A 26,139-nucleotide genomic window follows, 5' to 3' on the forward strand; every position below is an offset into this window, starting at 1 on the left:
CGAAAAAGCCCGCCATGAAGGCGGGCTTTTCGTACTGCAATATGGTGGGTCGTGTAGGATTCGAACCTACGACCAATTGGTTAAAAGACAATTGGGATCTAGGCCGAAATGTCCACCTAGGGAGGGGTTTTAAGCACCACTCCAGCGCCTAGGCACGCAGCCTCTAATGAAATCCACATTAGAGGCATGGCAATGACACACCCGAAAAAAGCAAAACGCGCAGGTCAGGTTTCCACCAAAGGCGGCACCGGCAAATCCACCGGCTCCACCAACCTGGGCGCATTCATCGCTGACGCAGGCCTGCGTACCCTCCTCATCGATCTGGACCCCGTCCAGCCCTCGGCATCCTCCTACTACCCTCTCGAATACACCGCCCCGGGCGGAATTTTCGAGTTGCTGTCCTACAACGAGACCGACCGGGACAAGATCATCTCCCGCACCTCGATCAAGAATCTCGACGTCATCATCTCGAACGACGCCAACAACCAGCTCAACAACCTCATACTGCAGGCGCCGGATGGCAGACTGCGACTAGCCAACCTGATGTCGGCCTTCGATGCCGATTATGACCTCATCCTCTTTGACACTCAGGGCGCCCGCTCTGCGATGCTGGAGATGGTCGTTCTTGCCTCCGACGTCATCCTCTCCCCCCTCCCCCCGAACATGTTGGCCGCGCGCGAGTTCAGCCGTGGAACCATCCACATGATGGATGGGCTTCGCACATACGCGCGTCTCGGCCTCACCATTCCCCACATCAACATCATCATCAACGGCCTGGATGAAACCGCTGACGCCCGCGAGATCCATCGGACCGTCCGCGAAATTTTCGACGGGAATCCCGACTACACCGTCCTGCAATCCATCATTCCAGACGCTGTCATCTTCAAGAAAGCTGCGAGCCAAGGCGTGCCGGCGCACCGGCTTGAATATCGCCAACCATCGAACCGAAAGTCCCCGTCGGCACTGAGCGTCATCCGCAACCTGGCTATCGAGGCGTTCCCAGAGTGGAAAGACCGCTTCGAGGCAATGACGGAAGAACGTGTCGCCGAGATTGCGAAGGAGGCCCGTCGCGATGAGTAAGCACGCGATTACCGAGGCTGCCGGGATCACGGCTGATGAAGTCCTCAGGATTGGGAAACTCTACAGCTCGAATGAGTTACGCGGCATCCAGAAAAAGCTGACGTCCACGTCTGGAGACCTGCACAAGCTGGCCAACGGTTGGAAAATGCGTAGCGGCTTACTCGGCTCGCTCGGCGACCTCCTGAGCCATGACCAGCGCGAGTTACTGCGCAATGCCGGACAACTCATTGATTCCATCGGCCACAACGTGACCCATGCGAAGGAAAAGCGCGTTCGCTCCGAAAAGGATGCCAAGCGCCGTCAAGATGCACGTTTGGCACGGTCAAAACAGCTGGTTGCCGTAACGTACCCATTGCTGGCCGAGACTAAGGAGCAGTTGCTTGAAATCCTCCAGGCCGCACTCATCCTGAATCGCGCCCGGCAGTTCTACACCTCATACAGCCCCCACGAATTCAATCTTTACCTCCGAAATGACCTCCAAGTTCCAGAGCGGCTCTATGGGATTTCCGTGGAACAATACCGTTCGGGCAACGTACGGTCCCTACGCCATTCCCTCATAGACGAGGTCATTAGCCATCTGGCCTACGACGACGGCGCCTCAGTCGAAGACCGCTTGCGGCTCCTGCAGGAGGAAGTCGCCAATGCGGTTGCTCAGGCTCCCTTGACGACGGAGGAGCGTGAAACGCTGCACCTGTGGAAAGAGGCCCTCCTCCCGAATGATGGAGAGGGGGCAGCCTCATGAAAGGTCAACTCCCCAAAACATTCACGTTGGGCATGCTCCAAGATCGCCTGGCTACGATCCGTCAGCAGCACCAAGTCCCCACCTGGGTGCCAGTGAAAGTGGAGCTGAATGGAATGCCGTTTCAGCTCAATACTGGAAACTTCACAGTCACTGACGAAGGCAGTTTTGCGCTTGAACTGAGTGTTTCCGATGCCGCTGTAGCGGCGATCGCGTATGTCCTAGAACACCCATGTGAGTCTCCCATGGAGTTTCTGCGCTGCTGGAACGAGGGCGATTTTGAGGCACTCCGTACGGAGTGGCCAGATGTGCCCGCCGAGGTGTTCATCGGCGCCGATCCCCTCCACCAGCAGTCTGGAGGTGCTCGATGACCTCAGCCTCCATTTCCCAGTTCGCAGGCTCGCTCTGCCTATACCTCATGAACTGCTCCGTGGCGTTGGCCACCGCCTACGGCTTGGGCTCGATCTTCAAAGCCCCCCATGCCGAGCTTGCTCTGCAGGGAGCGGTCTACTCGGCGTACGCCCTCGGTACCGCCGGGCTGCTGAATCTCCTGGCCTTGATCGTATCTGCAATGCGTGGCCGCCCTCACCGACTTGGGGAGGGCTCCTGATGGACAAGCAGCAGGTGCTCAACAAAGTCATCAAGTTGATGGCCCTGGCCAACAGACCTGAGGCAAACACGAATGAGGCTGCAACTGCCTTGCGCCAAGCCCGGGCACTTATGGTCCGGTACAACATCGAGTCCGATGAGCTTCGAGCTAGTCAGGTCGAAGAAGCCAGTGTTTCTACGCAGACCCGGCGCTCCCCTGCTGACTGGCAGCACTCGCTCGCAGCCGTCTGCGCGAGTGCTTTCGACTGCAGCCATCTGTCGTACTACCACCCCTCGAAGGGCTACTGCTTCAAGTTCCTGGGGAAAGGTGTTGGCCCGGAAGTCGCGGCATATGCCTACAGCAGCCTTTTACTGCAACTCCAGAAGGCACGGCGCGAGCATGTGGCGCAACAGACACGTTGCCAGCTCAAGACAAAACGGCGTCGTGGCCAGTTATTCGCAGAAGGCTGGATTAACGCAGTAGCGCTCAAGGTGAGAGAGTTCGCGGACGACCTGGCACCTGACGCTCAGGCCGATATCACCGCCTACATCACCCTGCATCACCCAGGGCTACGACACTTCAACATCACCCCGACCGAGGCCAAGGGTCACGACCAGGGTTCGTTGGAGGCTGGTTTCAAGCAGGGGAAAAGAGCCCAGCTCCACCGTGGTTTGGGTCGTAGCCAGCAGGTGGCAATCGCCCACGGAGGTAGCAGATGATGAATCTGGACCTCTCCCCTCCCCACTCCATCGAGGCCGAGCAAGGCGTTCTGGGCGGGCTGATGCTGGACAACGAAGCCTGGGATCTAGTCGGGGACCAACTGCAGGCGGATGACTTCTTCCGTGCTGAGCACAAGGCGATCTTCCAGGCCATCCATGACTTGTCCGAGAAGAATAGCCCGTTCGACATAGTGACTGTCTTTGAAGCGATGGCCATCCCTGAGGAAGTAGGTGGCCTTGCTTACTTGGCAGAACTGGCGAAGAACACGCCGTCAGTAGCGAACATCCAGTCGTATGCCGAGATCGTGCGGAACCGCGCGCATCTCCGCCGCATCATGTCCTTGTGCTTCCAGGGTACCCGGGACGCTGCAGAGTTGGCCGCTGACGCCGCCGAGGTACAGGACACGCTCGAGCAGAAGCTATTCAATCTGGGCGAAGGCCGTGTTGTCAGCGAGTTCGCCGATATGAATGCGGCGCTGCTGTCTGTCGTAGACAAGATCGACTCCAACTTCAACGGCCATGTGACCGTGACAGGCGTTCCGACTGGAATCACCGACCTTGATGAGATGACCCGAGGTTTGCAGCCGGCGGATCTGATCATCGTGGGCGCTCGCCCATCGATGGGTAAAACCTCGTTCTGCTTGAGCATCGTCGATGCTGCTCTGGCCAAGACCGCCGACGAGATCGTGCTGGTGTTCAGCATGGAGATGCCGACCGATGCGTTGATCTATCGCATGTTGGCCATCCTTGGTCAGATCGATTTGAGTCGGCTCCTGTCCGGCCAACTGCAGGATGAAGACTGGCCGAAGTTGTCCGCCGCCGTTCATCGCATGAACCAGTACGGTAACCGCCTGGTCATCGATGACAGCGCGAACCTTACCCCTGCCGCGATGCGTGCGAAGGTACGGCGGGCAAGCCGGCGCTTCGGTAAGCCGTGCCTGATCATGGCGGACTATCTGCAGCTGATGCGCAGCCCTGGGCAGGAAAACAGGGTCAATGAGATCAGCGAGATCTCACGCTCGCTCAAGGGCATCGCGAAGGAGTTTAACTGCCCCTTCATGGCTCTCTCCCAACTCAATCGTGATCTGGAGCGCCGGCCGAACAAGCGCCCCGTGAATGCTGATCTGCGCGATAGCGGTGCGATCGAACAGGACGCAGACCTCATCCTCTTCGTCTATCGGGATGAGGTCTACAACGAGGACAGCGAGCTCAAAGGCATCGCCGAGCTGATTATTGGTAAGCACCGCAACGGTCCAGTCGGCCACGTTCGTGCGGCCTTCATCGCCAATCAAACCCGCTTCGCAAACCTCACTGCCGACCACTGGCAAGGAGCCGCCGCATGACGCAACCCCAACTGATTACCCATGACTGCCGCGGCTGTGGTCGGCATTTTCCCCTGCACCAGGTTCGGCAGGTGCACCCTGCCGAGCACACCCCTGAAGGTGAGGCAGAGGTGCTGGTATGCCCGGTCTGCGGTAGCTACGACATCGAGCGTCTTGAAGAGGTGCCCTGTGCAAATTGAGCGTACCTATCCGTCGATACCTGCGATCGCAAACACTGACCAGTCAGCCCTAGCCTTCGCGCATCAGTCTGGCGTCAACGCCGTTTGGCTGGATGCTCTAGGCCAGGTTGTCTCACGGCTCACCCAGTTCGGTGAAACCACAGTGCCTGTTGAGCTGAACGAGGCTCTGCAGGAGTTAGCCGAGCTGCAATATATCGAGCTGGAGAGCAGTGATGCTGGGACGCTGGCCGCAACCCTTGTCGGTCAAGCAGCCCTGCTGACGAACTACTTCTGGTCTGTGTGGGTACCCAGGCACCTGCTGAGATGCGGTCTGAAGGTGGCAGTGACCCCCCACCTGGCCTGCGCCCAGCACGAGGCTCATCACTGCACCGTGGTGTTTCGCATTCCTGGAGCGCGTGAGGTTGCTCGTGAGTTCCTCACTGACCTGGCCACCCAGTACCCAGGTAACAACCCGGAGATCGTGGCCATCCAAGCGGGCAATGCACTCGCCACGGAGGAGACCGCCAATGCGTAACCTCCTTCGCGGCGCGCACGACAGCGTTCGCCGGCTTGCCGAGTTTGCACTCGCCGAGGGCTGGACCCTCAGCCGATCCCACAGCGGTCACCTGAAGTTCAGCAAGGCCGGCTTCGCACCGATCTTCACTTCCTGCACACCAAGCGACCACCGTTCCGAGCGCAACACTCGGGCGCTGCTTCGCCGTGCGGAAGTCCAAAACAACTCCTCCCGGGGGATTCTGTAATGCCGATCCGACATGCAATTGTTCACCAACTCAACAAGCAGCCGGATGGCAGCCCCGCCGTCCTTCACGCCCGTGACACTGAGCTTCCACCCACCGATGCCATCGAGAATCTCCAGGGTGACCTGAACGACAGCTACAACGCCAAGCAGGGCAAAGCGTGGGGCTTCTTCCACCCAGAGTCGGGCGCCTACCCTTTCAGCGGCTGGCTGCGGGAGTACCTGGACGAGCAGCAAGACTTCACCAGTTTCAGCCGAGTGTCGATCGAACATCTGCAGAAGCTCCTTGAAGAGGTCAACCTGTCGACCGGCGGCCACGTGCTCTTCAGCCACTACCAGCAGGGCATGACGGAATATCTGATGATCGCCATCCTGCAGCAAGTCGAGACGGTGGCTGTGGACGGCGACCTGAATGTGGTGGTCTCGCGCTACCTGGACACCAGCAACTTCACCTGCGCTGCCCGGATCAACCTGAGCGAGTGGCGCAATAATCCAAACTCGAAGCAGTACATCTCCTTCGTCAAGGGCAAAACAGGTAGGAAGAGCTCCGACTACTTCCGCGACTTCATCGGCTGCATGGAAGGCGTGAACGGCCCAAGCGAGACCCGTACGCTGCTGAGGGCGTTCACCGAGTTCGTCGAGAAAGAGGACCTCCCTGAAGAAAGCGCTCGGGAGAAAACCCATGCGCTGCTCGACTACGCCACCACCCAGACAAAGCTGGGTCAGCCCCTCTCCCTGCAGGAGCTGTCGGAGGCGCTCGATGATGACCGCCCTCAGGCGTTCTACGACCACATCCGCAACAGCGATTACGGCTTGTCACCCGAGATACCGGCCGACAAGCGCACGCTCAATCAATTCCGCCGTTTCACCGGCCGCGCCGAGGGCCTGTCGATCAGCTTTGAAGCGCACCTTCTCGGTTCCAACGTCACCTACGACGCCGACACCGGCTCCCTGACGATCAAGAACCTGCCCACTCAGCTCACCGACCAACTCAAGCGCCGCCAGTAAGGAGAACACCATGAACGCAACCAAATCCCGCATCGCCGACAAATTCGTAGTTCGCCTGCCCGACGGCATGCGTGAGCAAGTGGCTGAAGTGGCCCGCAAGAATCATCGCTCCATGAACAGCGAGATTATCGATCGCCTTGAGCAATCGTTGGTCAACCCCCAGTTTGAGCCCGCCCAGGCAGACGCCACCAATACAGAAGAGTTGAAATCCGAGCTGACCCGCGCATATCGGATCATCGATCGTCTGCTGCAGAACGCGGTTCCGACACAGGACGACATCCAGGAAGTGCTGCACCTGGTCCGTCACTCTCCTCTGGCTCCCCTCCACATTGCTGCGGTAGGAGCTTGATATGGCCGCTACAGACCTCAGAGCCAAGCTCTTGGCCCCTGGCTTCATCCCGACAGGGTCAACTGCTGCCATGAGCGATCCAATCGCTGATACCGCACTGGTGCTTGGCGTGGACGAGGTCCTCCCTTGGGAGGACAACCCTCGTACCACGCGTAACCCTCGGTATGACGAGCTCAAGGAGTCGATCCGCAACCGCGGCCTCGATACCCCCCCGCCGGTAACCCGCCGGCCTGGTGAGGAGAAATACCGTATCCGTAACGGTGGCAACACGCGGATCACAATCTTGAAGGAGCTGTTTCAAGAAACTGGCGACGAAAAGTTCCAGCGGATCAATGTCCTGTTCCGTCCGTGGGACCAGGTCCGGGGCGAGATCGTAATGCTCACCGGCCACTTGGCCGAAGATCTGAAAGGTGAGCTCAAATTCATCGAGCGTGCCGTGGGTGTTGGCAAGGCAAAAGCACTATACGAGGCCGAAGGTGGCGAAGAGATTGGCGTTCGCGAGCTCTCCCGTCGCCTAACCAAAGATGGGTATCCAATCTCTCATTCACACATCAGTAGAATGATGGACACCCTTCACTACCTGCTACCTGCGGTGCCTGGACTGTTGTACTCGGGCTTGGGTATTGATCGGATCAGCAAGATCATTGCTCTTCGAAAAACGAGCTTGGCCTGCTGGCAGAAGCATTACAGCGGTGAAGCCGTAGACTTTGAGATGCTGTTCCAGGACGTCCTTGCTCAGTTCGAAGGCGAAGCAGAAGAGTTTCTGTTCCAGCGTTTCCAGGACGAGCTCATCGGCACGATGAAGAAATCGCTACCGCTGGGCTATGAGGACATTCTGCTGGAGATCACTCAGCAGCAGGACAGACTTCGTCGCTCAACGCCGGTGGTTGATCTGCCTGCAGTTGCTCCAGCTACTACCCCCCCTCCTCCAGGTGCTGATGGAAACTCAACACCTCCCCCACCACGCCAGGCGCCTGGGGACACCGGAGGCTCGCAGAAGCCCGCATCTGCACCACTCCCTGCAGCTGGTCCGGCGCCGGGCACCGCGCTCACCCCTGAGGAACAACAGGCAAGGATTGCAGAACATATTGCTTCCCCTGCGAACCTCAGCCAGCGTGTGGTTGAGACAAAAGCGAAGTTGGCCGCACTCAGTGGCGAGACGCTGCCCGACTTCAACTCGAACTGCTTAGTCGCGATCCCTGTCCAGGCCGGTGGGCTGCACCCCATCACAGACCTTTGGTACATCGAGCGCCAAATTGACGAGCCTGCTGAGCTGCGCAACCAGGTAGCGCAACTGGCAGTGGAGATCCTCGAGTCAGTCAACGGCCCAGGAGATATCCAGGCGATCGAAGGTGGGATTGGGTTCAAGTACAAACAGCCGGATACCGACGTTGAAATCACTGCAACAACTCAACATACCCTGACGCTGCTTCAGTCCTTGAGCGGTGCCATGGCCATCGCTCTCAATATGTTGAATGAACAACCAGACCCCGCCAGCGCATTGGGCGAGTTTGAATTCGCCGCTGGCCTTGGCCAGTTGCTGCTGGGTCAGCCACAGGGAGTGGGACAAGTGCCTGGCGACGAAGGCCGTCTGAGCGACGGCGCACTGGTCAAGTTGTTCCGCATTATCCGACTGGCACGCCGGCTAATCGACTTGGAAATCGAAGAGTTCAAACAGTCCTCGCAGGACGCCTGAACGCTAGACGAGATGAATGGGAGGGAGTCTCAATGTCCAAGTCAACACTTAACGAAGCAGTCCTGTCGCAGTTACTTGATCTGATGCGCAACGGGCAGCTTCAGCGTTGCCTTGAGATGGGCGTTGGACCTGAGGTGCTGGGCCAGATTCAGCATCCCACGGTTCTCAGCCTGCTTCGCAATACGTCTGTCAGCTGGGTAAATGTGTCTATCAATAGCGAGATGATCCTCAAACTCCTGACGGGTGCAGCCCGTACTGAAGAAGAGGCGCGGCTGACCGAGCGGGCCATTCGCCTTGGCGCCACCACAAATCTGCTGAACAAATTCTTCGGGCTGACTCCACAGGAGATCGCGCTGCAGCGCACCGTCATCGGTGTCCGCGCGCCGCGCGGCCGCTGGCAAGAACTGTCCGAGGATCAGGACCACCACATTTGGCATCGCTGGACCAAGCTGATGGATGAGCACGAGGTCGACCTCGAGGACAGCATGGCCATGCTTGATGTAGCCATGCTGGTTGCCGAGGAACTGCTCACTGACGGCCTAACCCTGGCACAGATTTGGTCCCGTATCACCGGGTGGATCGAGCAAGGCTTGTACCCAGTGGGACAGGAGAAAGCCAAAGCGCCCGAACGTCGACAACTCCTTTTGTTGGAAACCGGGAGCATAGGCCGTGTCGATGAAACCTCCTCCGCTCACCCTGGAGAAGGCGATCGCAGACAATGAAATTCGCACGGTTCCCGATTTCCACGCTCCTAGATTCGGCCTCGGGGCAACTCGAGGCCCATGTGCAAAAAAAGAGAGCTGAGGACACCGCCCCTACTGCTGCACCAGCAACCCCATACGCCGGGATTATTTTCAGTGGCAACCCACATGAAACGGTCCCGCGCCGACTCCTGCTCGACAATCGTCTGACCCCTCTAGAACGCAACTGCTGGCAAGTCTTCCGCCTGCTTGTGAATGAAGACGGCATCACCGCCTTTCCAACCTATGACCAACTTCGCCCTTACCTTGGCATGAGCCCAGGTAAGCATGCGTCGAGAGAGACAGTGGCCAAAGCCTTGACCGTCCTGCGCTTGACCCGATGGTTGAGTCTCGGACGGACTGTGCGCAACGAAATCAGCGGGCAAGTTCAAGGCAACGTCTACCTTTTGCACGATGAACCCGTGACTCCGGCCGAGGCCCTCGAGTTTGACAAGGACTACATGACGCTGCTGATGCAGTCCATGGAACATCAGAACAAAGCTATCAAGGAGATCGCCGCGGTCACCTGGCGAGAGTTCACCAGCGATCCCGATGTAGGCCGCCGGTTGCCTTCACGCATGGACACGCTGAGCGATCGTCTGAATGCTCAAACCTGGGCCGTCGAGAGCCAGCAGAATGCCCTACCTGCCCCTGAGTTCGGAATCCGAACTCAGCCAGACTTGCCCGCGGATGAGCTGAGTTCGGAATCCGAACTCAGTGCGAACTCAGCGAAACAGGGCGCGCTGCCACTGAGTTCGGAATCCGAACTCAGCCAAAAACCACTGAGTACACCCTCAGTTCGGAATCCGAACTCAGCTAGTACGTATACAAATACAGACAAGTCTGTATCTAAAAGCTTTGTACAACCTCGCGAGAGCGCAGGTGTGACGTGGTTGCTTGCTCTGGATCTTCTCAAGCCCGAAGACCGGGTGAAGGCGCGAGAAATCATGGGGCCAGTACCGGAGCATGTCCGAGAGGCAGTGATGAACCAGTGGAAGCATCGATGCACGACTGGGAACGTGGCCAAGCCCCTTGCATACCTGGCGACCCTAGCTGGCAAGGCTATCCGGGGTGAATTCAATGCCCAGTGGACCCCTTCAGCGTCGGCTCCTTCTCCAACGCCAATGCCCCAGACGAAGGCGACTGCACAGCCAGCCCAGCCCTCTGCTCAGAGGCCTGCACCGACAGCAACCGCTATGCAGACAGCCAACTCGGCGCTGAGCTCACTACAAGCGTTGCTGGATCCCCGTCGCCGAATGGGAGGCACTGATGCGTGAGTGGATGGGTGCTGAGGTCACCCTGTCGCTCGGTACCATCGCGCTGGGTATGCTGGTCGGACGTCTGTGCGTCTGGGTTGCCTCTTGGTTGCCGGCAGTCCTTGAGTATCGGTGGCAGCGTGATGCCAGGGAATTGCTTGGGCTGGGTCTCGGCAAGCCTCTCGATCTCCGACTGACCGGAGCATCCCGAACGGAGGTCTGGATCGTACAGATCGGCTGCGCAGGATTGTCGCTCGTGGTGACATTGGACTTTGGGGCATCGCTCCAGACATTGTTTTCCCTGCTATTGACGTGGTGTTTGCTGACTCTGAGTTTGATCGACAGGCAGCACCACCTACTGCCGGATGTCCTGGTAATCCCCGGTCTCTGGGTAGGTTTGGCGCTCAACTCTTTCGGGGTGTTCACGACACTTCTAGAGGCGTTCTGGGGGGCTGTCATTGGCTATGTGAGCCTCTGGTCGGTTTACCACCTGGTCAAGTTTGTAACTGGCAAAGAGAGCCTGGGCGCGGGCGACTTTAAGCTGCTGGCACTGATCGGTGCGTGGGGTGGCTGGCAAGTAGTTCCCTGCACAGTGGCTGGCTCTTTGCTGATCGCAGCCAGCCTCACGGTATACCTGCGTCTCGTAGAAAACGGAGCCAACAGCGTAAACATGCCCTTTGGGCCATCTCTATCGCTCGCGGGTTGGGCGGTCTTTATTGCTGGGACGCTCAGTCACCACGTTCAGCACTGACGTACCGGCCGCCCTAAGCTCATCGCTTCTCAACGGCCACCCAGGTGTTGCCACTGGCAACAGCTCGAAGTGGTGTGAGCTACACCACTCTCAGGCATCACCGACGCTGTCGGCCAAGCCCAGTGGTGTCGCTGCCACCACCTCGAAGTGGTGCGGCCCGCACCACTCACCGGCCTGAGCACCGGCGGTGGCAACCAGCCCAGTGGCGCTGCTGCCACCACCTCGAAGTGGTGCGGCCCGCACCACTCAACGGCCTGAGCACCGGCGGTGGCAACCAGCCCAGTGGCGCTGCTGCCACCACCTCGAAGTGGTGCGGCCCGCACCACTCACCGGCCTGAGCACCGGCGGTGGCAATCAGCCCAGTGGTGGCGCTGCCACCACCTCGAAGTGGTGCGGGCCGCACCACTCACCGATCTGAGCACTGGCGGTGGCAACCAGCCCAATGGGGGTGCTGGCACCACCCCTCCACCGGCTCTATCACTGTCCCCCGACAAATCCAGCACCCTGGGTTCTTCATTTATTGCTGCGCCCCTGCCGGCCGGAAAGCAGCATGGACATCGTTCACCCACCTTATATAAGGAAACCATGTCCATGGCTGACAGCTATCAGCTCAACATCGGCTCCCTCAGGAGCCAGGTACAGCTGACTCTCCACACCCATCATGCTGCTCGAATTTGGCTTGGCCGCCAGAAGAGCGAGGACAAGCACAGCATCCTCGGCCTCGCCGGCTTCTGCCTCAAGATCAACCAGATCGATCGCGCCGCCTCGCAAGACGACCCGTACTCGGACTGGTGGATGATCAGGATCGAGGAAAAGATCCAGGAGGTAGACGATGCTCTCAAGGCCATCGACAGCCGTCTCGATGCCGTGATGGCTCAACTGCCCAAGGCGTTGGAGATCGGTGAAAACCTTTCGATCCACCCACTGAAAATGCCGCTCTACATCGCCAACCCGCTGGGGTTCAAAGGCGTCCACCTGCTGACTCAGTACGACGAAGTCGTCCGCCGCATTTTGCTGGCTCAGCACGTCGCCATGATCGGTCGCCGCGATGGCGAGATCTGGATCGATGAAGGCGCACACCTGCTGCGCAGTCTCTTTGGGCTGGCCCAGCTCCATCGCTTCTCCGGCGCATCGCGTGACGACTTCGCCGCCAACAATGCCCGGGCCGAGAACGCGCGTGAGATGTACCGGCGCCACGGCGATATTCCCCAGGACATCCTGGAAGGCACCCGTCGCTCGAACTTCGCTCCTCCTATCCGCCGTGGCTCGGCAGGCCCAGGCGAAGAGATGGATGACGATCACGAAGACGAGGCCTGAGCCTGATGCGTTCGGACACCCAACCAATGGAGACGCTGCAACAGGGTGCCTTCAAACCGCTGCAACAGGGTGCCTATCAGGGGCTGCAACAGAGTGCCTCACTAAAAGGCCTTTTAAAGCCCTTTAAAGGTAAGGGGGAGCTGGTCCAGTTGGCGGAGCATTGTGCGGCGATGGAGGCAGGGTTGCGCGCCCTTACCCAGGAAGTGCTGGCCCAGGTCCGTCAACATCCATTCGCCCTGCTACCAGTCCGGCTCATCGAGCAAAACACAGCGGCTGGCACAACCTTTCTTCGCTGGCAAAGCGTGCAAGAGCGGCGCATGGGTGTCGGCGTATGGGCTCAGATGGTCCACGCCCCCAAAACACCAACCCACTTGCTGCAGGACCTGTTTGCCCTGGAGCAACACCGAATCACCCTGAACATGCAGATCAGCCTCATCCACTCCATCGGCAAACAGGCCGCCGAGTGCGCAGAAAAGATGGGGCAGGCCGAGGCCGAATATCAGGCTCGACTGCAGCAGGTCATGAACCCACCTCAACACTGAACGGAGATACACCATGGGTACACCAGTAGTTTGGGAAGGCAACGTCGGCAACGCTGCTGAGCACCGGTCGTTCGCCAACGGCAACAAAGATCCGCGGCACATGCTGCGGCTCAACGTGATGTTCGACAACTCGATCCCTGACGGCCAGGGTAGCTACAAGGACCGTGGTGGCTTCTGGGCCAACGTCGAGTGGTGGCACCAGGATGCCGAGCGGTTTGCCGCTCTGTTCCAGAAGGGCATGCGCGTGGTGGTCATTGGCCGCGCGATCATGGACACCTGGACGGATAAGCAGAGCGGCCAAGAAGTGTCCGCCCTCAAGGTCGAAGCCAGCCGCGTAGCAATCCTCCCGCACCGGGTCGAACAGATCAGGCTCGCCCCGCCCAGGAGCGGTGACCAGCGTCCTGCCAATCAACAGCAGACTGGTCAGTCCCAGGGTCAAGGCCAGGGCCAGGGTCAGGGTCAGGCGCAAAACAATCGTGGCCCGGATCAACGCCCACCTCAGCCGATGCCAGAGGGCATGCAGGACTACCCCGGCTTTGATGAAGAACCGTTCTAACCCCCTCCCTTAATTTGGCGCGCGACATCGTGAAGCTCCTGGTGACAAGGATGTCACTTCGAGCTTCCCCTCCCCTCGATGCAGTATCTCCCTTGCAGTCAGGTCATTGGCTAGCAGGCGATTTTTCAGGCGCCATTCGTGAAGCTTCTGGTGGCGAGGACGGACCTTCGTTACCTCACTTTGCTGCGAGGACTACGTGCGATGAACCATGATTTCCCTGAGTACCCTTCCGTCAAAGCGACGGTGGAACTTCACCGCTACCTGGAAGCCGTCGAGGCGCTCAAGGGTGTCCGTCAGGTCTTTTTCGACGGCGAATCGATCCTGCTGCCGGAAGCCGAAGTGGAAGCAATCGAAATGCTTCGCTCCCGGTTCAAGGCCACCCTTCAGTATGGGCAGGCCGAGGAGTATGAGTTTGCGACCAAGGCCCGAGATGCTGGGGTGGCGGCTCAGCTCCTTCGACTTGGGCAGGCAGTTTGGGACATTGCAGATCAGGACGCCGAAGTGATGGTGCGTGCCGCATTGGAGAACCCAAGCGGGACACTGCTGGCTTGGTCGGCCCTCTACCGCTCCAGCATGGTTCCCCACTAACCGTGGCACTCGGGCATTGGCGTGGGGCTTAATTTTCAGGCGCCAGTCGTGAAGTTTCTGGGACCAAGGACAGGTCGTCGCAACCGCCCGCTCTTGACGTAGCGTCAGCTGCCACGCAACTCCGGGCGACAACGACCTGCTGTCTGGGTGCGCGCGCTTCGTGAAGCTCCCGCAACCAGGACGGGAAGTCGTAGCCGAAGGGGCGCTGCAAGCAGCGCTTGCCCAGGTCAGGGGCCCGTATGAAATCATCGCGTTGGCAAATGACCATTTCCTGAAGGCATCTCCGCCCTACAGCTGCTAACTTGTATCGAACTGAGCCGCTGTGGCTGCAAAAAAACGCCTCGACGTGGGATTTCCGGTCTCAAGAACGTTTGAGGCGTGTCTTGCCCGGCAGGAACAGGCGCGCTGATGAGGAGCATTCGATGCAGAATGAAGTTGCCCAGGGGCGAAAAGCGGATAGGCGCCATTTCAATAACCCCCATCCTGCGGTAGAAGCAGCAGGGGTGGAAGCCGCCGAGAAAGGGCTTCCCGTGCATGCCTGCCCTTACAAGCACCCCGCCATGCTGGCCTCCTGGCTGAAAGGGTACAGGCGCGCCCAGCAGCTCACCCTTAATTTTTGACCCTTCCTCCGTAGGCCTGGCCCACGAATTCCCCTCCTTTCAGTTGACCATTTCGCGTTGTGCCGTCTCCGGTCGGCGGCAAGAGTGCTCCCTGATTTAACTGTTCAGGGGCACCCTATGAAACTCATGATCATCGAGGCACCGGGCAAGCTGAAGAAGCTGGGGCCCATGATGAAGAAAATCCGCCCTGGCGAGCAGTGGACAGTGGTAGCCACTGGTGGCCACATCCGAGACCTCCCCGAGAAGGGGCAGGATGAGACGATGATCACCACGGGCGTGCTCAAGAACCTCCGGCCCGTATACGAGATGCTGCCCAAGAGCGCTCGCAACGTCAGCACGATCCGTAAGGCGCTGAAGGATGCCACCGAGGTTTACATTGCCACTGACCCAGATCGCGAAGGCGAGAGCATCGCCTGGCACATTCAGCAGGCGCTGGGCATCAGCGAGTACAAGCGCGTCACCTTCAATGAAATCACGCAGAATCGTGTTCGCGAGGGTTTGGCTAACCCCCGCAAGATCGACATCCAGCTCGTTGCCTCACAGCAATGCCGTAGGGTGCTCGACCGCCTGGTGGGCTACCCCGTCACTCAGGAGCTGCGCCGAGTCATGGGGCAACCCACGTCAGCGGGCCGGGTACAGTCCCCTGCGCTCTACCTGGTCGTGATGCGCGAGCGGGAGATCCGCAACTTCAAGGTCATCCACCACTTCGGCGCAGAACTGACCTTCAGGGACGAAGCGTCCGGCTTGGCCTGGACTGCCGTATGGCAGCCGGTACCGGACTTTGCCAGCAAAGAGAACCCTTACGTCCAGGACGGCACGCTCGCCGCCCGGGTCGGTGCAACCCGCGCAGTTATCGTGGAGTCATGCGAAGACGGCAAGAAGCGGCGTCCGCCGCCGGCACCGTTCATTTCGTCCACCTTGCAGCAGGCCGCCAGCGTGGCGTTGAAGTGGGACCCCGACAAGACGATGCAGGTCGCGCAACGCCTGTACGAGCAGGGTGTCATCACGTACCACCGCACGGACAACCCCAACTTGGCTGATGAGGCCATGCCTGACATCCAGGCTGTCGCACGGCGCCAGGGGCTCGACGTTGTAGACGAGCGCCGGACGTTCAAGGCAGCAGACAGCGCCCAGGAAGGTCACCCTGCGATTGCGCCAACCGCTTGGGATGACGAGGTCGCGGGAGAATCTTCCGATGAACAGGCGCTGTACAAGCTCATTCGGATCCGGGCGCTTGCCAGCCAGCTCGCCGATGCCATCTACGACGTGCGTACCGCAAAGCTGCTGGCTAGGGGGCCGGATCAAAGGCCGCTGCGCTTCGCAGCGACGGGGAGCTCGGTAGCCTATCTCGGCTGGATGAAGCTTCTGCAGCAAGATGACACGGATGAGGAGTCGACCGACCTGCCCAAAAATCCAGTGCCGGCGCTGCAGCCTAAGCAGATCCTCAACGTGCTCCAGGGCGAGGTGTTGAACCAGAAGACCAAGCCCCCGGGGCGCTTCACCAAGGCCAGCTTGATCAAGGAACTGGAACGTCGTGGGATTGGCAGACCCAGCACGTTCTCCGCGATCGTGAAGAACATCACCAGCAAGGGCCTGGTCGTCGAGGAAAAACGCAAGCTGGTCCCGGGACCGCTGGGTGAGACTACCGTCGCCCAATTGGAAGGCCGGTTCAGCTTCCTGGAGCTGGCTTTCACCAGCACGCTGGAGAAGGACCTGGATCGGATCGCCCGCGGTGAAGACAAGTACGGCCCGGTTGTCGCCAAGTTCTACCAGCACCTCCAGGGTGAACTGGAAAGCCTCCGACAGGCACCCACGGTCCCGATGGCACCACGCTCGCTAGGCTCTTCATCCACTGCAGACAGCAACCACGTCTGTGGCAAATGCGGCATGCCACTCGCGCGGCGCCAGAAGCGTGGTGAAGGGGGGTACGATTTCTGGGGGTGTACCGGGTACAAGGTGAAGAACTGCCGTGTGAGCTACCCCTCTGTGAGTGGCAAACCTGATATGTCCAAGCCCAGGGGCATGTAGCCGAAATGCTTCGAGGGCGGTAATCCATTTCTCCTGTAGCCGTCCTCCTCCAACTGACAACCTGCTCGCTCGTACGGGTGCGGGCAGGCGCACCTCGAATGATGACGTGTTGGCTACTCATTCCCCAGGAGGTGCTTGTGGCTCGTTCCAAAAAACTCATTGATCGGCTGAAGGCCGAGCAGGCGGGCAACCCGAAGATTCCCCACTATGAGTCCCGCCCAGGCGAGTCGTGCTGGCCGCTACAACCTGACGACATCAAGACCGCCGGGTACTGGAAGCAGGAGCGCAGGCGTGTGCCGAAGGACGCAGAGCCAGCGGCCTACGTCATCAGTGGCCAGGGAGGATCGCTTCACGGCTCAGTGCTCTTAACCCGCTGGGTGCCTGCCTACCACATCGACCAAACGGTGCCGATGAAGTCCAAGAGCGCGGACACCAATTGAAACGGCCACGCCTCCTCAATAGCCAACCAGTTCTGCTCGAAGCCGCTGTGTTTGACGGCTACGACATGGGCATCCTCATGCCCTACATCGAGGGCGCAAACAAGGTCATGTTCGCCCGCAGCGGGTTCTTCATACGTCGCGGCGACCACCCATTCTGCCGCTATTGGCGAGTGCCTAAAGCCAAGCTTATCGACGAACTGGATCTGGTGTTTCACCAACTGCTCGAGCTGACCGATGGAAAGTTCAGTGACACGTGGCAGGGATTCCGTCAGAAGATCGAGGCAGCGCTGACCACTCCACGTCGTGACGCCTTTACCTGGGGGATGCTGCTGCGCATCGCCCCGCTGGCCGACGGCGGTGTCCTGCTGTCAGGTGACTACCACCCTGGCGTGGTTGCCGTCGCACGCCGGATGCGCGGCGTGTTCCTTGGGCGATCCAGCTCATGGCGCATCAATGCCACCGCCGAAATCCTGCGCAGCAACCTGATCTTGGAACTAGGCCTGGTAGAGGAGCAGTTCGAGATCCTGGACGTTGTGCAGGAGCTCCTGGGCGATGGTTCTGTCGTGCCGGCAGCAGACATTCCGCGCATCAGCCTGGGCGGCGGCCCGCAGGAGCCCTCGGCAACCGCTAGTGGCGAGGAGACCTCCAACGACATCTACCTCGCTGCCGTCTCGCCGATCGAGCGCACCGAATTCTCCGATGACGCAATCACCCAGGCCCTGCTCGGCTACTCCCTGCTCGATCACCAACCAGCAGGCATTGCCCACCTGCTCCAGCGAACCAGTGCGCTGCTGGCTGACGATATGGGCCTCGGCAAGACACGCCAGGCCGTCATCGCCGCTCACATCAGCGCCGCCGGACGCCCGATTCTGGTCGTGACCCTATCCTCGTTGCTGATCAACTGGCAGCGGGAGGTGCTGGCGGTCTACCCCGACGCGACAATCGCACTGCAGAAACATGACCCGCACGCCCAATGGATGCTGATCAATTACGAGCGCCTCGGTGACTACGTGCTACTGGCTGAGCACTACCATGTGCTCGTGGTCGACGAGGCCCACCAGCTGAAGGAGCCGACCGCCGAGCGTACGCGCCATGGCTTCGATATCGCGGCGAAGGTGCCAAATCGCTACCTGCTCACCGGCACGCCCGTGCTCAACCGCGAGACAGAGCTGCATACCCTGCTGCGTCTCTCAGGGCACCCCGTTGGCCAGCTGCCCCTCAGCGACTTCTGCGAGCGCTTCGCCGGCAGCCCGGAGTTCCGGCAAAACCTGCGGGCGGAGCTGGGCGACTGGATGCTCCGCCGCCGCAAAGACGTTCTGCCCGGCCTCAAAGGCAAGCAACGGCAGTTGCTGGCCGTGGCCTTGCGGGGTGAGGAGCGCCGGAAGTACGACAGCATCCGCCTCGAAGACAAGCCGATCTTTGCGAGGCTGGGCGCGCTTCGCCATTACCTCGAGCAGGTGAAGGTGCGTGTCGCTATGGACTTGCTCAGCGAGCTGGATCCCGAGGACAAGGTCATCCTGTTCTGCGAGTTTAAACCTACCGTGGAGCGCCTCAAGGAGCTGTGCGTTGAGGCCGGTATCGGAAATGTCACGCTGATCGGCAGTGACTCGCTCACCAAACGTCAGAAAGCGATCGACAAGTTTCAGGGTGATCCCGACTGCCGGGTATTCATCTGCACCACCCGAGCCGCCGGCACCGGGAACAACCTCACGGCCGCTAACTACGTTTTCTTCCTGGGCCTGCCGTGGACACCAGGACAGCAGGACCAGGCCGAAGACCGAGCGTACCGGAACGGCCAGCTCAGGACGGTGATCGTGAAAATTCCACTGGTTGAGAACAGCATCGACCAGCAGTTGTGGCAGATGCTTCTGGCGAAGCGTCAGGTCAGCTTGGAGCTCATCGAGCCTGAAGAGCAGCAGGACGCGCTCGCCAAGACTATGATTGCCTCAACTATGACTCAGTAAACTCGAACCTCATCTGCGAATCGCTAGCCGGCCGGAGGTGACTCAAGGTGCTGGCCATGAGGAAAATCGAGAATCATGTCTTGCCTCAAGTTCAATATTTCTGCGAACCTCTCGAGCAATCGAACAACGCGGCCACAGGCCGCAACCTAAAAACCATATCACGGACGCTAACGATGGATATCGTAGAAGACATTGACCAAAGTATCGGAGAGGTCAGAACCGAATCTCTCGACCTAAGTTTCGGCGAGATTGTGAATCTTCATGCCAACAAAGAGCTCATTATCCACCCTGACTACCAGAGACTATTTAGGTGGACTGATGATCAAAAGTCGCGACTGATAGAATCCATCATACTTGAGCTTCCCGTGCCACAGATTTTCGTTATCGAGAACGAAGACGGGGTACTGGAGCTCATTGATGGTTTGCAACGAGTTAGCAGCGTAATTCAATTCATTGAGTCGGAAAAGCTCGGACTAGAACCTTTGAGGCTCGACGGTTGCGACCTTATTGACAGCCTCAACGGAAAGTTATTCTCCGAGCTACCTCTGACCATACGCCTAAGAATCAAGCGTTCCTCAGTGCGCACGATCATGATAAAGCGACAAAGCAAGCCTTTTTTAAAGTACGAAATGTTCAAACGCTTGAACACTGGCGGCGCTATACTCGCCCCTCAAGAAATTCGAAATTGCTCCGCACGCATGATTGGACAATCCGGCGACAACTTCTATGCCTTCCTTAAAGACTGCGCAAATCTGCCAGAATTCAAAGTATGCACAGAGACCTTATCTCAGTCGGATTATGATAAAAAAGGCGATGAAGAGTTGGTTCTTCGTTTTTTCGCCGCCAAGAATTACTCTGCACACTTCAAAGGCAGCGTTCGCGACTGGCTGGATAGCTACATGGAGAGCATATTGCTCGAAAGTGAAGATTTCGACTATGCGTCAGAGAAGTCACAGTTCGAACAAGTCTTCAGTTTCCTAGCAACGTCGATCGGGGATGGTGCATTTGTAAAATATCGCGGTAATAATCCAATTGGAGCTCTAGCCCCCGCATACTATGAAGCAGTTACAATTGGAACGTGGCGCAGCCTAGATCAGCAGTTCGCCCCCGCCCACGAAGTAGCTAAGCAATGCATTATTGACACGGTCCAAACTGACGCTTTCCGAAATAACACCGGCCCTGGAGCAAACTCTAAAGAGAAACTGGAGGGTCGGATCAGTGCCATCATGCGCTCATTCAAAGAGGCCCATGATGCCTGATCTCTCTGAGATTTTGGAAGCAGATCTGAATTGGCGAGAAGCCGAATTGGCATCCTTTACGGCTGCAATAATGGGAGCACCTAAGGGTACGGTTCGTGAGAAAACTTTGCTCCGAGGGGCATGGGCGATTCTGTACTCTCACTATGAAGGTTTTTGTAAGTTCGCTTGGGACGCATACCTTGACGAGCTGGAGAAGAAAAGCGTAAAGCGATCTGAGTTGACTTCCGAGATGGCAGCGCTCTCTCTTAGGAAAAATTTCAAGTCATTGAGAGGCGCCTTAAGCGACAAAGACCTCTGGGAATTTGGTAGCACTAAATTCCTAGAGATGCAAAATTCAATTGCAACATTTGAGGAAAAGCTAGAAACAGATTCCAATTTATGGCCAAATTTATACAGAGATAATGCCCACGCCCTTGGGGTCGTTCCTACATTAATCGACCAGCATGCGACCGAAATCAAAACATTAGTATCTCGGCGAAACGACATCGCGCACGGTCAAAAAATGATCATCAAAGACATTCAGGAATATAAGAAATATGAAAACGCAGCCCTACTTGTTATGCACGACTTGGCGGTTTGCCTGATCGAGTCTTTCGATACGGAGTCTTTCAAGCTCAAGGCATGATTACATATTTTTGTCAAATGACAAATCGGCCATAGACACACCTAAGTTAACTACTATGAACTCGCCCCATGCCAAGTCTGGCGACTATTGGCCGAGTGCGACACGCAACGCCACCAAGGGTCGAGAGTAGTCTGTCACCACTGACCGCTATCGACCTGGCTATACATCATCCATACCGGAAATTTGATCAGTTGTAGACATTGATCAAGCGCGCCAGAAATTCAGACTCTGCGGGTTATTGATTTTCTGCTGCGTGGGAAGCTACCGGCTGTCACCGTTGCCCTCAATGACTAAAGGGGGCCTCATGATCAGGCAGTTGACCACTCTCTCGCTCGCCGCACTCGTTGCGGGTTGTGCGATCCAGAAGGCTGAGCAGCCGCCAAAGCCGGCGTTCGATAGCAGCCGTAATCCGGAATGGCTTGCACCAGACCTCTACCCGAACGGAGCGAGTGCGGAGAAAGAGCCAGTAGTGCGGTATGGCCGCTACACCCTGGTGAGCACCCAGCCGGATGCGAGCCAGCGCGACCTCATGGCTCAGATCATCGACGTGACGATTCCGTCGAATATGACCCCCAGCGTGCGGGACGCCATGCTCTACGTAGTGGACCGGTCAGGCTACGCCCTGTGCCCACCGAGCTCGCAGCACGTCAACATCCTGTACACCCGCCCTCTGCCCGCCGCCCAATACAAGCTCGGCCCGATGACTTTGCGCAACACCCTGCAAGTCCTTGCCGGTCCGGCCTGGCAGGTGAAGGTCGATGAGGTAAACCGTCAGGTGTGTTTCGTGCTGCGCCCTGGCTATCAGTTGCCAGCCCCTTCGGCGCCGGCCAACCAGCTCTATGCCGACAAGTCGCCTGCTCCAGCCGTACCCCACCCAGCAGCCCCCGCTTCGACAACAGGCGTTGTCGTCGCCGCGGTGCCAGCCTCGGCCCCGATCACCACCTCTTCACCCGCTGTAGCAACACCTGCAACAGCGGCCCCCGCGCTCCCCCCAGTGGCACCTGCCAAGGATGGCTCTATTCCAGCTGCGTCACACAGTGCTGCAGCCAAACCCCCAACGTCACCCGTACCTCCCGCATCCAGCGCTCCCAGCCAGCTCTCGAAATCGAAGTCCGCTGCACCAGTCGCAACCGTTGCAGCGCCTGCGGTGCCTGTGGTCGAGGTCAAGCCCGTACCGCCTCCCCGGCCGCTGCCCCAGATATGGACGGCCGAAGCTGGATCAACCCTGCGCGAAAGCGTGGAGGCATGGGCCAAGAAAGCCCGGTGGCGTGTGATCTGGGCCCAGGAGGACCTCAACTACCCGATCGAGGCCCCGCTGCGCTTCGAAGGCTCGTTCCAGGACGCCGTCAAGCAGTTGTTCCCGCTCTACGACAGCGCTCCTCGATCCTTCGTGGTCGACGGTAGCGAAGGCTCCCAGAGCGTCTTGTACGTCGCTGAGAGGAAGAAGAAATGATGAAGTCTCCCTGGGCCCGCTGGGCGCTCACCCCGATTGCCCTCGCCATGCTGAGCAGCTGCGCAGTCCAACGCGTCAACGAGTCTTTCGACCGTGCTGAGCTGGATGGGCGAACGGCCAGCCAATACAACAAGTTCCTGCAGAACCAACAGCCGCAGCAGAACCGCGACACGGTCGTGTTCAGCAACAAGCCATGGGTATCCACTGAGCCGCTGGTTACCCGGCGCGGGCTTCCGTTTAGCCTGGACCGTGACATTGCTTACCGGCCAGCGGGCGCAGTGTCGATTTCAGATGTGGCCCAGCTCATCACCAAGGAAACGGGCCTGCAGGTCATCGTCGCCCCTGATGCACTGAATCCCGGGATCCTCTCATCAAAACCAACTGGAAGCGCTGCACGGGGACCAGCTCCGGCCATGCCCGATCCGGATAGCCTGGCTGGCCTTCTGCCAAACGGTATCGCAGGAGCAATGCCTGGCAGCGCAAGCTCATTTGACCTGGGTCTCAGCAGCGGCGGGTTGATCTCGGGTCTGAGCTACACCGGCAAAACCTCAGGGCTGCTGAACCAGGTGACTTCTCGACTGGGGCTGTCGTGGCACTACGACAGCGACCTGCAGGGCGTGCGTATCACCTACTTTGACACCCGCACCTTTGACGTCTGGACGTTCGGTGATGAGCTGGAGATCGAGAGCACCGTCAAATCCGGACTGCTCACGTCGACCGGTAGTGGTGACTCGGGCTCTTCGAGCTCATCAGGGGGCGCCTCCGGCGAGTCGGGCAGCAACCAAAGCACCAAGTCGACCTACAAGACCTCGCTGATGAGCGACATTGAGAGCAACGTCAAGGCCATGCTCAGCGTGCAGCCGCAGGGCCGCCTGTATCTGTCGCGCTCGACCGGTACGCTCACCGTCAGCGACCGGCCAGAAGTCCTGAACCGGATCTCTGCCTACCTGAAAGACACCAACCGCAGCATCACCCGCCAGGTGCTGTTCAACGTCAAGGTCTATGAGGTGAACTTCACCGACAGCGACCAGACCGCTGTCAACTGGAGCGCGGTATACAAGTCCATCTCTGGGAAGTGGGGCTTCGGCCTGAGCAACACCGTGGCCGGCATCAGCACTGAAGCAATCTCGGCAAGCGGCAGCATCCTCGACACCTCCAGTTCCCCATGGGCTGGTTCCAAGGCAGTGGTCCAGGCGCTCTCTGAGCAGGGTCGCGTATCCGAAGTACGTTCGCCATCGGTGACGACGCTGAACCTGCAGCCGGCACCGATCCAGATCGGCAACGTTCAGAGCTACGTTGCATCCAGCTCGACCACCACCACGGCATCGGTGGGCTCAAGCACGTCGCTGACTCCGGCGACCATTACCAGCGGCTTCAACATGATGCTGCTGCCCAAGCTCTTGGACAAAGAAAACATGCTGCTGATGATCACCCTCAGCATCAGCAGCAAACCGCTTTTCAAAGACTTCGAGAGCAATGATTCCAAGGTCCAGACCACCGACTACGACACCAAGAACGTAGCGCCGAAGGTTCGACTGCGCAGCGGCGAAACACTGATCCTCACCGGTTTCGATGAGAACGGGGACGATGCCCGCAAGTCCGGGGTGGGGAGTGCCAGCTTCTTCGGTCTGGGTGGCGGCCGGACCCGCTCAACCACGCACAGCGCCCTGGTAGTGCTGGTGACGCCGATCGTCCTCCCGGACAGCCTGTGATGCCGACACACATGAACACGGAAACCCCGAAACCCACCAGCCGGGTGCAGACCATTCAGGTCCGCGGGCGCGTCTTTGTGACAGGCATGCTCTGGACGCCGCTGGGCAACATGACCAGCTACATGAAGGAAGCGCGTCAGTACGGCCATGAGCACGGCCTGGACATCGTCGCGATCCGTAGGACGTCGCTCATGATCCAAGCGGGCTTCGTTTCCCGCTCCTCTGACGTCCACAAAGGCATGTACTCGCTGGCCGCTACCTTGGCGGGCCAACTAGGCGATTCGTGGATCGCCGCCTGGGCCGTTGATGCTGACCAGGACCGCTATGCCATCGTCGCTGTGCACGACGGCAGAATCATTCCGGGCTGCGACCTGATCGGCACTGCAGCAGAAGTCCGCAAGCGAGTGTTACAGCAGCGTGGTCGCGGGATCCAGTTCGAACAAGAATTTCTCCCGACCGAGTTCGCCATGGGTGGCGAGCCCATCGACATCGACGAACTGCTCCAGCCGTCCCGGCTCAAGCGTGAGTATCGATTACGTCCGCTCGTGCTCGGCATGTCCAAAGCTGAACTGGCTCAGCTGCTCCTCGTGGCCTTGCTGATTGGAGGTGGCTTACTGGGCTGGTCGCAATGGAAAGCTCACGAGGCCGAGGTCGCGCGCCAAGCTGCCATCGCTGCCGAGAAGAAGCGCCTCGAGGAGTTGGCCGAGCTGCAGAAGCAGACAGGGACAGAGCAACCTCTCCAGGCGCTGGAACACCCCTGGGCGAAACAACCCTCGGTCACCGACTTCGTCGAGGCCTGCAGCCAAGTGATGTACCAGTTGCCTCTGAAAATCAAAGGATGGTCCTTCAACCATGCAGTGTGCAACTGGGACCAGGTCATCGCGAACTACCAGCGTACGGGCAACAGCACCGCGCACGACCTGGCCGGCGCTGTCGCCAACCGTGCCACTGCGACCCCGGAAATCATCGAGCAAGGCAACGTCGGCAAGCTGAAGTTCGACATCTCTCTCAATGCAGCTGGCGATGATCCCCTGGTCGATGCCAGTGACGCTCTCAACGCTTTGACCAGCTGGTTCCACGGTTTCTCTCAGGAGCCACAGCTGCAGCAGATGCAGGTCGTCATGCCTCAAGAGCCAGTTCTACCCGGCCAAGCCGTACCACCGCCGCCGCCGCCTCCTCAGTGGAAGCAGTACCAACTGTCCTACACCTCCGGCGTTTTGCCTTACGACTCCTTCAACGGGGCCCCGACCCAGGGACTGCGCCTGCAGGAGATCAAGACCGAGATCAAGGCCGACCACCTCATTTGGTCAGTCACAGGAGTCCTGTATGCCAAATAACCTCCGCCTGATGTTCCTGTCGCTGTGGCTGCCCATCCTCAGTGCGCAGGCTGTTGCTTCAGACCTCGCCGGTATCAACGTCGGCGAGCTCGGCAAGGTGCAGAGCGAAACCATCCTGTTCAAGGCAAAGGCTGAGCGGGCTCAAGCCGAGCGCGAAGCGACTACCAAAGCTACGAGCACACCGCAGTCCACAGACCCCTTCCCAACTGCCGTTCTTCCATCCGCCATAGGCGTAACCGCGCCCGGGCCACGCCAGTCGGCACTACCGGTGGTGAAAGAAATCAGCGGCTCCGGACAAAAGTTACGGGCAAGGCTGATTTACAGCGGTGGCGGCGAGATCGATGCGAAGCCCGGTAGCGAGCTGCCGGATGATTTTCGTGTCCTGCAAATCACGCTAGACGGGGTGGTCCTGAGCAAGGGAGGAAAGCGATTTCCACTGGGCTTCGGTAGCCAGGCGGGAATGCTTCAACCGCAAACAAGCCTGCCAGGCCTGAACCCTGGACAACTTTGAGG

29 protein-coding genes are annotated in these 26,139 nt (G+C 59.0%); 28 read left to right on the forward strand and 1 reads right to left on the reverse strand.

Going from position 1 to position 26,139, the window contains the following annotated elements:
• Nucleotides 1-192 precede the first annotated feature (192 nt).
• The 14 genes from EJA05_RS21090 to EJA05_RS21150 all read left to right on the forward strand — a co-directional run bounded on the left by EJA05_RS21090 (nucleotide 193) and on the right by EJA05_RS21150 (nucleotide 11,185).
• Nucleotides 193-1,080: a ParA family protein gene (locus EJA05_RS21090; RefSeq protein ID WP_125859657.1), complete on the forward strand. Its 888-nt coding sequence runs from the start codon at nucleotides 193-195 to the stop codon at nucleotides 1,078-1,080.
• Nucleotides 1,073-1,822: a hypothetical protein gene (locus EJA05_RS21095; RefSeq protein WP_125859659.1), complete on the forward strand. Its 750-nt coding sequence runs from the start codon at nucleotides 1,073-1,075 to the stop codon at nucleotides 1,820-1,822. The genes EJA05_RS21090 and EJA05_RS21095 overlap by 8 nt, the downstream gene beginning before the upstream one ends.
• On the forward strand, nucleotides 1,819-2,190 hold the full coding sequence (locus tag EJA05_RS21100; RefSeq protein ID WP_125859661.1) for a hypothetical protein: 372 nt from the start codon (nucleotides 1,819-1,821) through the stop codon (nucleotides 2,188-2,190). Before EJA05_RS21095 ends, EJA05_RS21100 begins: the two co-directional genes overlap by 4 nt.
• A 238-nt stretch (nucleotides 2,191-2,428) precedes the next feature.
• Nucleotides 2,429-3,127, forward strand: coding sequence for a DUF2786 domain-containing protein (locus EJA05_RS21105; RefSeq protein WP_125859663.1), 699 nt, complete (start codon nucleotides 2,429-2,431; stop codon nucleotides 3,125-3,127).
• Nucleotides 3,124-4,470 (forward strand): replicative DNA helicase, encoded by a 1,347-nt coding sequence (gene dnaB, locus EJA05_RS21110; protein WP_125859665.1) that lies wholly within the window; start codon nucleotides 3,124-3,126, stop codon nucleotides 4,468-4,470. The genes EJA05_RS21105 and dnaB overlap by 4 nt, the downstream gene beginning before the upstream one ends.
• Nucleotides 4,467-4,649 carry a hypothetical protein gene (locus EJA05_RS21115; RefSeq protein ID WP_125859667.1) on the forward strand — a complete coding sequence of 61 codons (183 nt, stop codon included), beginning with the start codon at nucleotides 4,467-4,469 and terminating at the stop codon, nucleotides 4,647-4,649. Before dnaB ends, EJA05_RS21115 begins: the two co-directional genes overlap by 4 nt.
• The gene (locus tag EJA05_RS21120) at nucleotides 4,639-5,163 is read left to right on the forward strand and encodes a hypothetical protein (RefSeq protein WP_125859669.1); all 525 of its coding nucleotides are present in this window, start codon (nucleotides 4,639-4,641) and stop codon (nucleotides 5,161-5,163) included. Before EJA05_RS21115 ends, EJA05_RS21120 begins: the two co-directional genes overlap by 11 nt.
• Nucleotides 5,156-5,389: a hypothetical protein gene (locus EJA05_RS21125; RefSeq protein ID WP_125859671.1), complete on the forward strand. Its 234-nt coding sequence runs from the start codon at nucleotides 5,156-5,158 to the stop codon at nucleotides 5,387-5,389. The genes EJA05_RS21120 and EJA05_RS21125 overlap by 8 nt, the downstream gene beginning before the upstream one ends.
• Entirely contained in the window at nucleotides 5,389-6,393 is a 1,005-nt protein-coding gene (yejK, locus tag EJA05_RS21130; RefSeq protein WP_125859673.1) for a nucleoid-associated protein YejK, read from the forward strand. Before EJA05_RS21125 ends, yejK begins: the two co-directional genes overlap by 1 nt.
• A gap of 10 nt (nucleotides 6,394-6,403) precedes the next feature.
• Entirely contained in the window at nucleotides 6,404-6,742 is a 339-nt protein-coding gene (locus tag EJA05_RS21135; RefSeq protein WP_125859675.1) for an Arc family DNA-binding protein, read from the forward strand.
• 1 nt (nucleotide 6,743) lies between these two features.
• A complete protein-coding gene (locus EJA05_RS21140) occupies nucleotides 6,744-8,438 on the forward strand; it encodes a ParB family protein (RefSeq protein ID WP_125859676.1) in 1,695 nt (564 codons plus the stop codon).
• 32 nt (nucleotides 8,439-8,470) lie between these two features.
• On the forward strand, nucleotides 8,471-9,160 hold the full coding sequence (locus EJA05_RS21145; RefSeq protein ID WP_125859678.1) for a DUF2857 domain-containing protein: 690 nt from the start codon (nucleotides 8,471-8,473) through the stop codon (nucleotides 9,158-9,160).
• The gene (locus tag EJA05_RS28875; protein ID WP_407692081.1) at nucleotides 9,157-10,455 is read left to right on the forward strand and encodes an STY4528 family pathogenicity island replication protein; all 1,299 of its coding nucleotides are present in this window, start codon (nucleotides 9,157-9,159) and stop codon (nucleotides 10,453-10,455) included. Before EJA05_RS21145 ends, EJA05_RS28875 begins: the two co-directional genes overlap by 4 nt.
• The gene (locus tag EJA05_RS21150) at nucleotides 10,448-11,185 is read left to right on the forward strand and encodes a prepilin peptidase (RefSeq protein WP_125859680.1); all 738 of its coding nucleotides are present in this window, start codon (nucleotides 10,448-10,450) and stop codon (nucleotides 11,183-11,185) included. The genes EJA05_RS28875 and EJA05_RS21150 overlap by 8 nt, the downstream gene beginning before the upstream one ends.
• 90 nt (nucleotides 11,186-11,275) lie before the next feature.
• Here EJA05_RS21150 and EJA05_RS28285 read toward each other — a convergent pair whose 3' ends face one another.
• Nucleotides 11,276-11,428 (reverse strand): hypothetical protein, encoded by a 153-nt coding sequence (locus tag EJA05_RS28285; protein WP_190306015.1) that lies wholly within the window; start codon nucleotides 11,426-11,428, stop codon nucleotides 11,276-11,278.
• A gap of 348 nt (nucleotides 11,429-11,776) precedes the next feature.
• Here EJA05_RS28285 and EJA05_RS21155 point away from each other — a divergent pair, with 348 nt between their 5' ends.
• From EJA05_RS21155 to pilP, 14 genes are all read left to right on the forward strand, one after another.
• The gene (locus tag EJA05_RS21155) at nucleotides 11,777-12,502 is read left to right on the forward strand and encodes a PFL_4669 family integrating conjugative element protein (RefSeq protein WP_125859682.1); all 726 of its coding nucleotides are present in this window, start codon (nucleotides 11,777-11,779) and stop codon (nucleotides 12,500-12,502) included.
• Between the two features lie 5 nt (nucleotides 12,503-12,507).
• Complete coding sequence (locus EJA05_RS21160; protein ID WP_125859684.1) at nucleotides 12,508-13,044, forward strand: DUF3158 family protein; 537 nt, start codon at nucleotides 12,508-12,510, stop codon at nucleotides 13,042-13,044.
• Between the two features lie 13 nt (nucleotides 13,045-13,057).
• On the forward strand, nucleotides 13,058-13,600 hold the full coding sequence (locus EJA05_RS21165) for a single-stranded DNA-binding protein (RefSeq protein ID WP_125859686.1): 543 nt from the start codon (nucleotides 13,058-13,060) through the stop codon (nucleotides 13,598-13,600).
• A gap of 201 nt (nucleotides 13,601-13,801) precedes the next feature.
• Nucleotides 13,802-14,188, forward strand: coding sequence for a hypothetical protein (locus EJA05_RS21170; protein WP_125859688.1), 387 nt, complete (start codon nucleotides 13,802-13,804; stop codon nucleotides 14,186-14,188).
• A gap of 422 nt (nucleotides 14,189-14,610) precedes the next feature.
• Nucleotides 14,611-14,808 carry a CrpP family ICE-associated protein gene (locus tag EJA05_RS21175; protein ID WP_125859690.1) on the forward strand — a complete coding sequence of 66 codons (198 nt, stop codon included), beginning with the start codon at nucleotides 14,611-14,613 and terminating at the stop codon, nucleotides 14,806-14,808.
• A gap of 117 nt (nucleotides 14,809-14,925) precedes the next feature.
• Nucleotides 14,926-16,836, forward strand: a complete 1,911-nt coding sequence (locus EJA05_RS21180) for a DNA topoisomerase (protein ID WP_125859691.1) — start codon at nucleotides 14,926-14,928, stop codon at nucleotides 16,834-16,836.
• A 137-nt stretch (nucleotides 16,837-16,973) separates the two neighbouring features.
• Complete coding sequence (locus EJA05_RS21185; protein WP_223811862.1) at nucleotides 16,974-17,276, forward strand: hypothetical protein; 303 nt, start codon at nucleotides 16,974-16,976, stop codon at nucleotides 17,274-17,276.
• Nucleotides 17,273-19,240 (forward strand): DEAD/DEAH box helicase, encoded by a 1,968-nt coding sequence (locus EJA05_RS21190; protein WP_125859693.1) that lies wholly within the window; start codon nucleotides 17,273-17,275, stop codon nucleotides 19,238-19,240. The genes EJA05_RS21185 and EJA05_RS21190 overlap by 4 nt, the downstream gene beginning before the upstream one ends.
• Before the next feature lie 173 nt (nucleotides 19,241-19,413).
• Nucleotides 19,414-20,499, forward strand: a complete 1,086-nt coding sequence (locus EJA05_RS21195) for a DUF262 domain-containing protein (protein WP_125859695.1) — start codon at nucleotides 19,414-19,416, stop codon at nucleotides 20,497-20,499.
• Nucleotides 20,489-21,124 (forward strand): MAE_28990/MAE_18760 family HEPN-like nuclease, encoded by a 636-nt coding sequence (locus EJA05_RS21200; protein ID WP_223811863.1) that lies wholly within the window; start codon nucleotides 20,489-20,491, stop codon nucleotides 21,122-21,124. The genes EJA05_RS21195 and EJA05_RS21200 overlap by 11 nt, the downstream gene beginning before the upstream one ends.
• A 304-nt stretch (nucleotides 21,125-21,428) precedes the next feature.
• Nucleotides 21,429-22,577, forward strand: coding sequence for a PFGI-1 class ICE element type IV pilus protein PilL2 (gene pilL2 / locus EJA05_RS21205; RefSeq protein ID WP_125859697.1), 1,149 nt, complete (start codon nucleotides 21,429-21,431; stop codon nucleotides 22,575-22,577).
• Nucleotides 22,577-24,289 (forward strand): PilN family type IVB pilus formation outer membrane protein, encoded by a 1,713-nt coding sequence (gene pilN, locus EJA05_RS21210; RefSeq protein WP_407692106.1) that lies wholly within the window; start codon nucleotides 22,577-22,579, stop codon nucleotides 24,287-24,289. Before pilL2 ends, pilN begins: the two co-directional genes overlap by 1 nt.
• Before the next feature lie 11 nt (nucleotides 24,290-24,300).
• Complete coding sequence (gene pilO2, locus EJA05_RS21215; RefSeq protein WP_125859700.1) at nucleotides 24,301-25,626, forward strand: type 4b pilus protein PilO2; 1,326 nt, start codon at nucleotides 24,301-24,303, stop codon at nucleotides 25,624-25,626.
• Nucleotides 25,616-26,137: a type IV pilus biogenesis protein PilP gene (gene pilP, locus EJA05_RS21220; protein WP_125859702.1), complete on the forward strand. Its 522-nt coding sequence runs from the start codon at nucleotides 25,616-25,618 to the stop codon at nucleotides 26,135-26,137. Before pilO2 ends, pilP begins: the two co-directional genes overlap by 11 nt.
• The last annotated feature ends 2 nt before the right edge of the window (nucleotides 26,138-26,139 follow it).

It is taken from the genome of Pseudomonas oryziphila, from assembly GCF_003940825.1.
GTDB classification, from domain to species: Bacteria; Pseudomonadota; Gammaproteobacteria; order Pseudomonadales; family Pseudomonadaceae; genus Aquipseudomonas; species Aquipseudomonas sichuanensis.

Bases quoted from the DNA above. Each gene is read 5' to 3' on its own strand.
- pilL2 (WP_125859697.1), top strand. From the start codon at position 21,429: ATGATCAGGCAGTTGACCACTCTCTCGCTCGCCGCACTCGTTGCGGGT.
- EJA05_RS21180 (WP_125859691.1), top strand. From the start codon at position 14,926: ATGAAACTCATGATCATCGAGGCACCGGGCAAGCTGAAGAAGCTGGGG.
- pilP (WP_125859702.1), top strand. From the start codon at position 25,616: ATGCCAAATAACCTCCGCCTGATGTTCCTGTCGCTGTGGCTGCCCATC.
- EJA05_RS21115 (WP_125859667.1), top strand. From the start codon at position 4,467: ATGACGCAACCCCAACTGATTACCCATGACTGCCGCGGCTGTGGTCGG.
- EJA05_RS21145 (WP_125859678.1), top strand. From the start codon at position 8,471: ATGTCCAAGTCAACACTTAACGAAGCAGTCCTGTCGCAGTTACTTGAT.
- EJA05_RS21195 (WP_125859695.1), top strand. From the start codon at position 19,414: ATGGATATCGTAGAAGACATTGACCAAAGTATCGGAGAGGTCAGAACC.
- EJA05_RS21100 (WP_125859661.1), top strand. From the start codon at position 1,819: ATGAAAGGTCAACTCCCCAAAACATTCACGTTGGGCATGCTCCAAGAT.
- EJA05_RS21160 (WP_125859684.1), top strand. From the start codon at position 12,508: ATGCGTTCGGACACCCAACCAATGGAGACGCTGCAACAGGGTGCCTTC.
- EJA05_RS28875 (WP_407692081.1), top strand. From the start codon at position 9,157: ATGAAATTCGCACGGTTCCCGATTTCCACGCTCCTAGATTCGGCCTCG.
- yejK (WP_125859673.1), top strand. From the start codon at position 5,389: ATGCCGATCCGACATGCAATTGTTCACCAACTCAACAAGCAGCCGGAT.
- EJA05_RS21150 (WP_125859680.1), top strand. From the start codon at position 10,448: ATGCGTGAGTGGATGGGTGCTGAGGTCACCCTGTCGCTCGGTACCATC.
- EJA05_RS21175 (WP_125859690.1), top strand. From the start codon at position 14,611: ATGCAGAATGAAGTTGCCCAGGGGCGAAAAGCGGATAGGCGCCATTTC.
- EJA05_RS21135 (WP_125859675.1), top strand. From the start codon at position 6,404: ATGAACGCAACCAAATCCCGCATCGCCGACAAATTCGTAGTTCGCCTG.
- EJA05_RS21095 (WP_125859659.1), top strand. From the start codon at position 1,073: ATGAGTAAGCACGCGATTACCGAGGCTGCCGGGATCACGGCTGATGAA.
- EJA05_RS21155 (WP_125859682.1), top strand. From the start codon at position 11,777: ATGGCTGACAGCTATCAGCTCAACATCGGCTCCCTCAGGAGCCAGGTA.
- EJA05_RS21125 (WP_125859671.1), top strand. From the start codon at position 5,156: ATGCGTAACCTCCTTCGCGGCGCGCACGACAGCGTTCGCCGGCTTGCC.
- EJA05_RS21170 (WP_125859688.1), top strand. From the start codon at position 13,802: ATGAACCATGATTTCCCTGAGTACCCTTCCGTCAAAGCGACGGTGGAA.
- pilN (WP_407692106.1), top strand. From the start codon at position 22,577: ATGAAGTCTCCCTGGGCCCGCTGGGCGCTCACCCCGATTGCCCTCGCC.
- EJA05_RS21140 (WP_125859676.1), top strand. From the start codon at position 6,744: ATGGCCGCTACAGACCTCAGAGCCAAGCTCTTGGCCCCTGGCTTCATC.
- EJA05_RS21165 (WP_125859686.1), top strand. From the start codon at position 13,058: ATGGGTACACCAGTAGTTTGGGAAGGCAACGTCGGCAACGCTGCTGAG.
- EJA05_RS21090 (WP_125859657.1), top strand. From the start codon at position 193: ATGACACACCCGAAAAAAGCAAAACGCGCAGGTCAGGTTTCCACCAAA.
- pilO2 (WP_125859700.1), top strand. From the start codon at position 24,301: ATGAACACGGAAACCCCGAAACCCACCAGCCGGGTGCAGACCATTCAG.
- dnaB (WP_125859665.1), top strand. From the start codon at position 3,124: ATGATGAATCTGGACCTCTCCCCTCCCCACTCCATCGAGGCCGAGCAA.
- EJA05_RS21105 (WP_125859663.1), top strand. From the start codon at position 2,429: ATGGACAAGCAGCAGGTGCTCAACAAAGTCATCAAGTTGATGGCCCTG.
- EJA05_RS21200 (WP_223811863.1), top strand. From the start codon at position 20,489: ATGATGCCTGATCTCTCTGAGATTTTGGAAGCAGATCTGAATTGGCGA.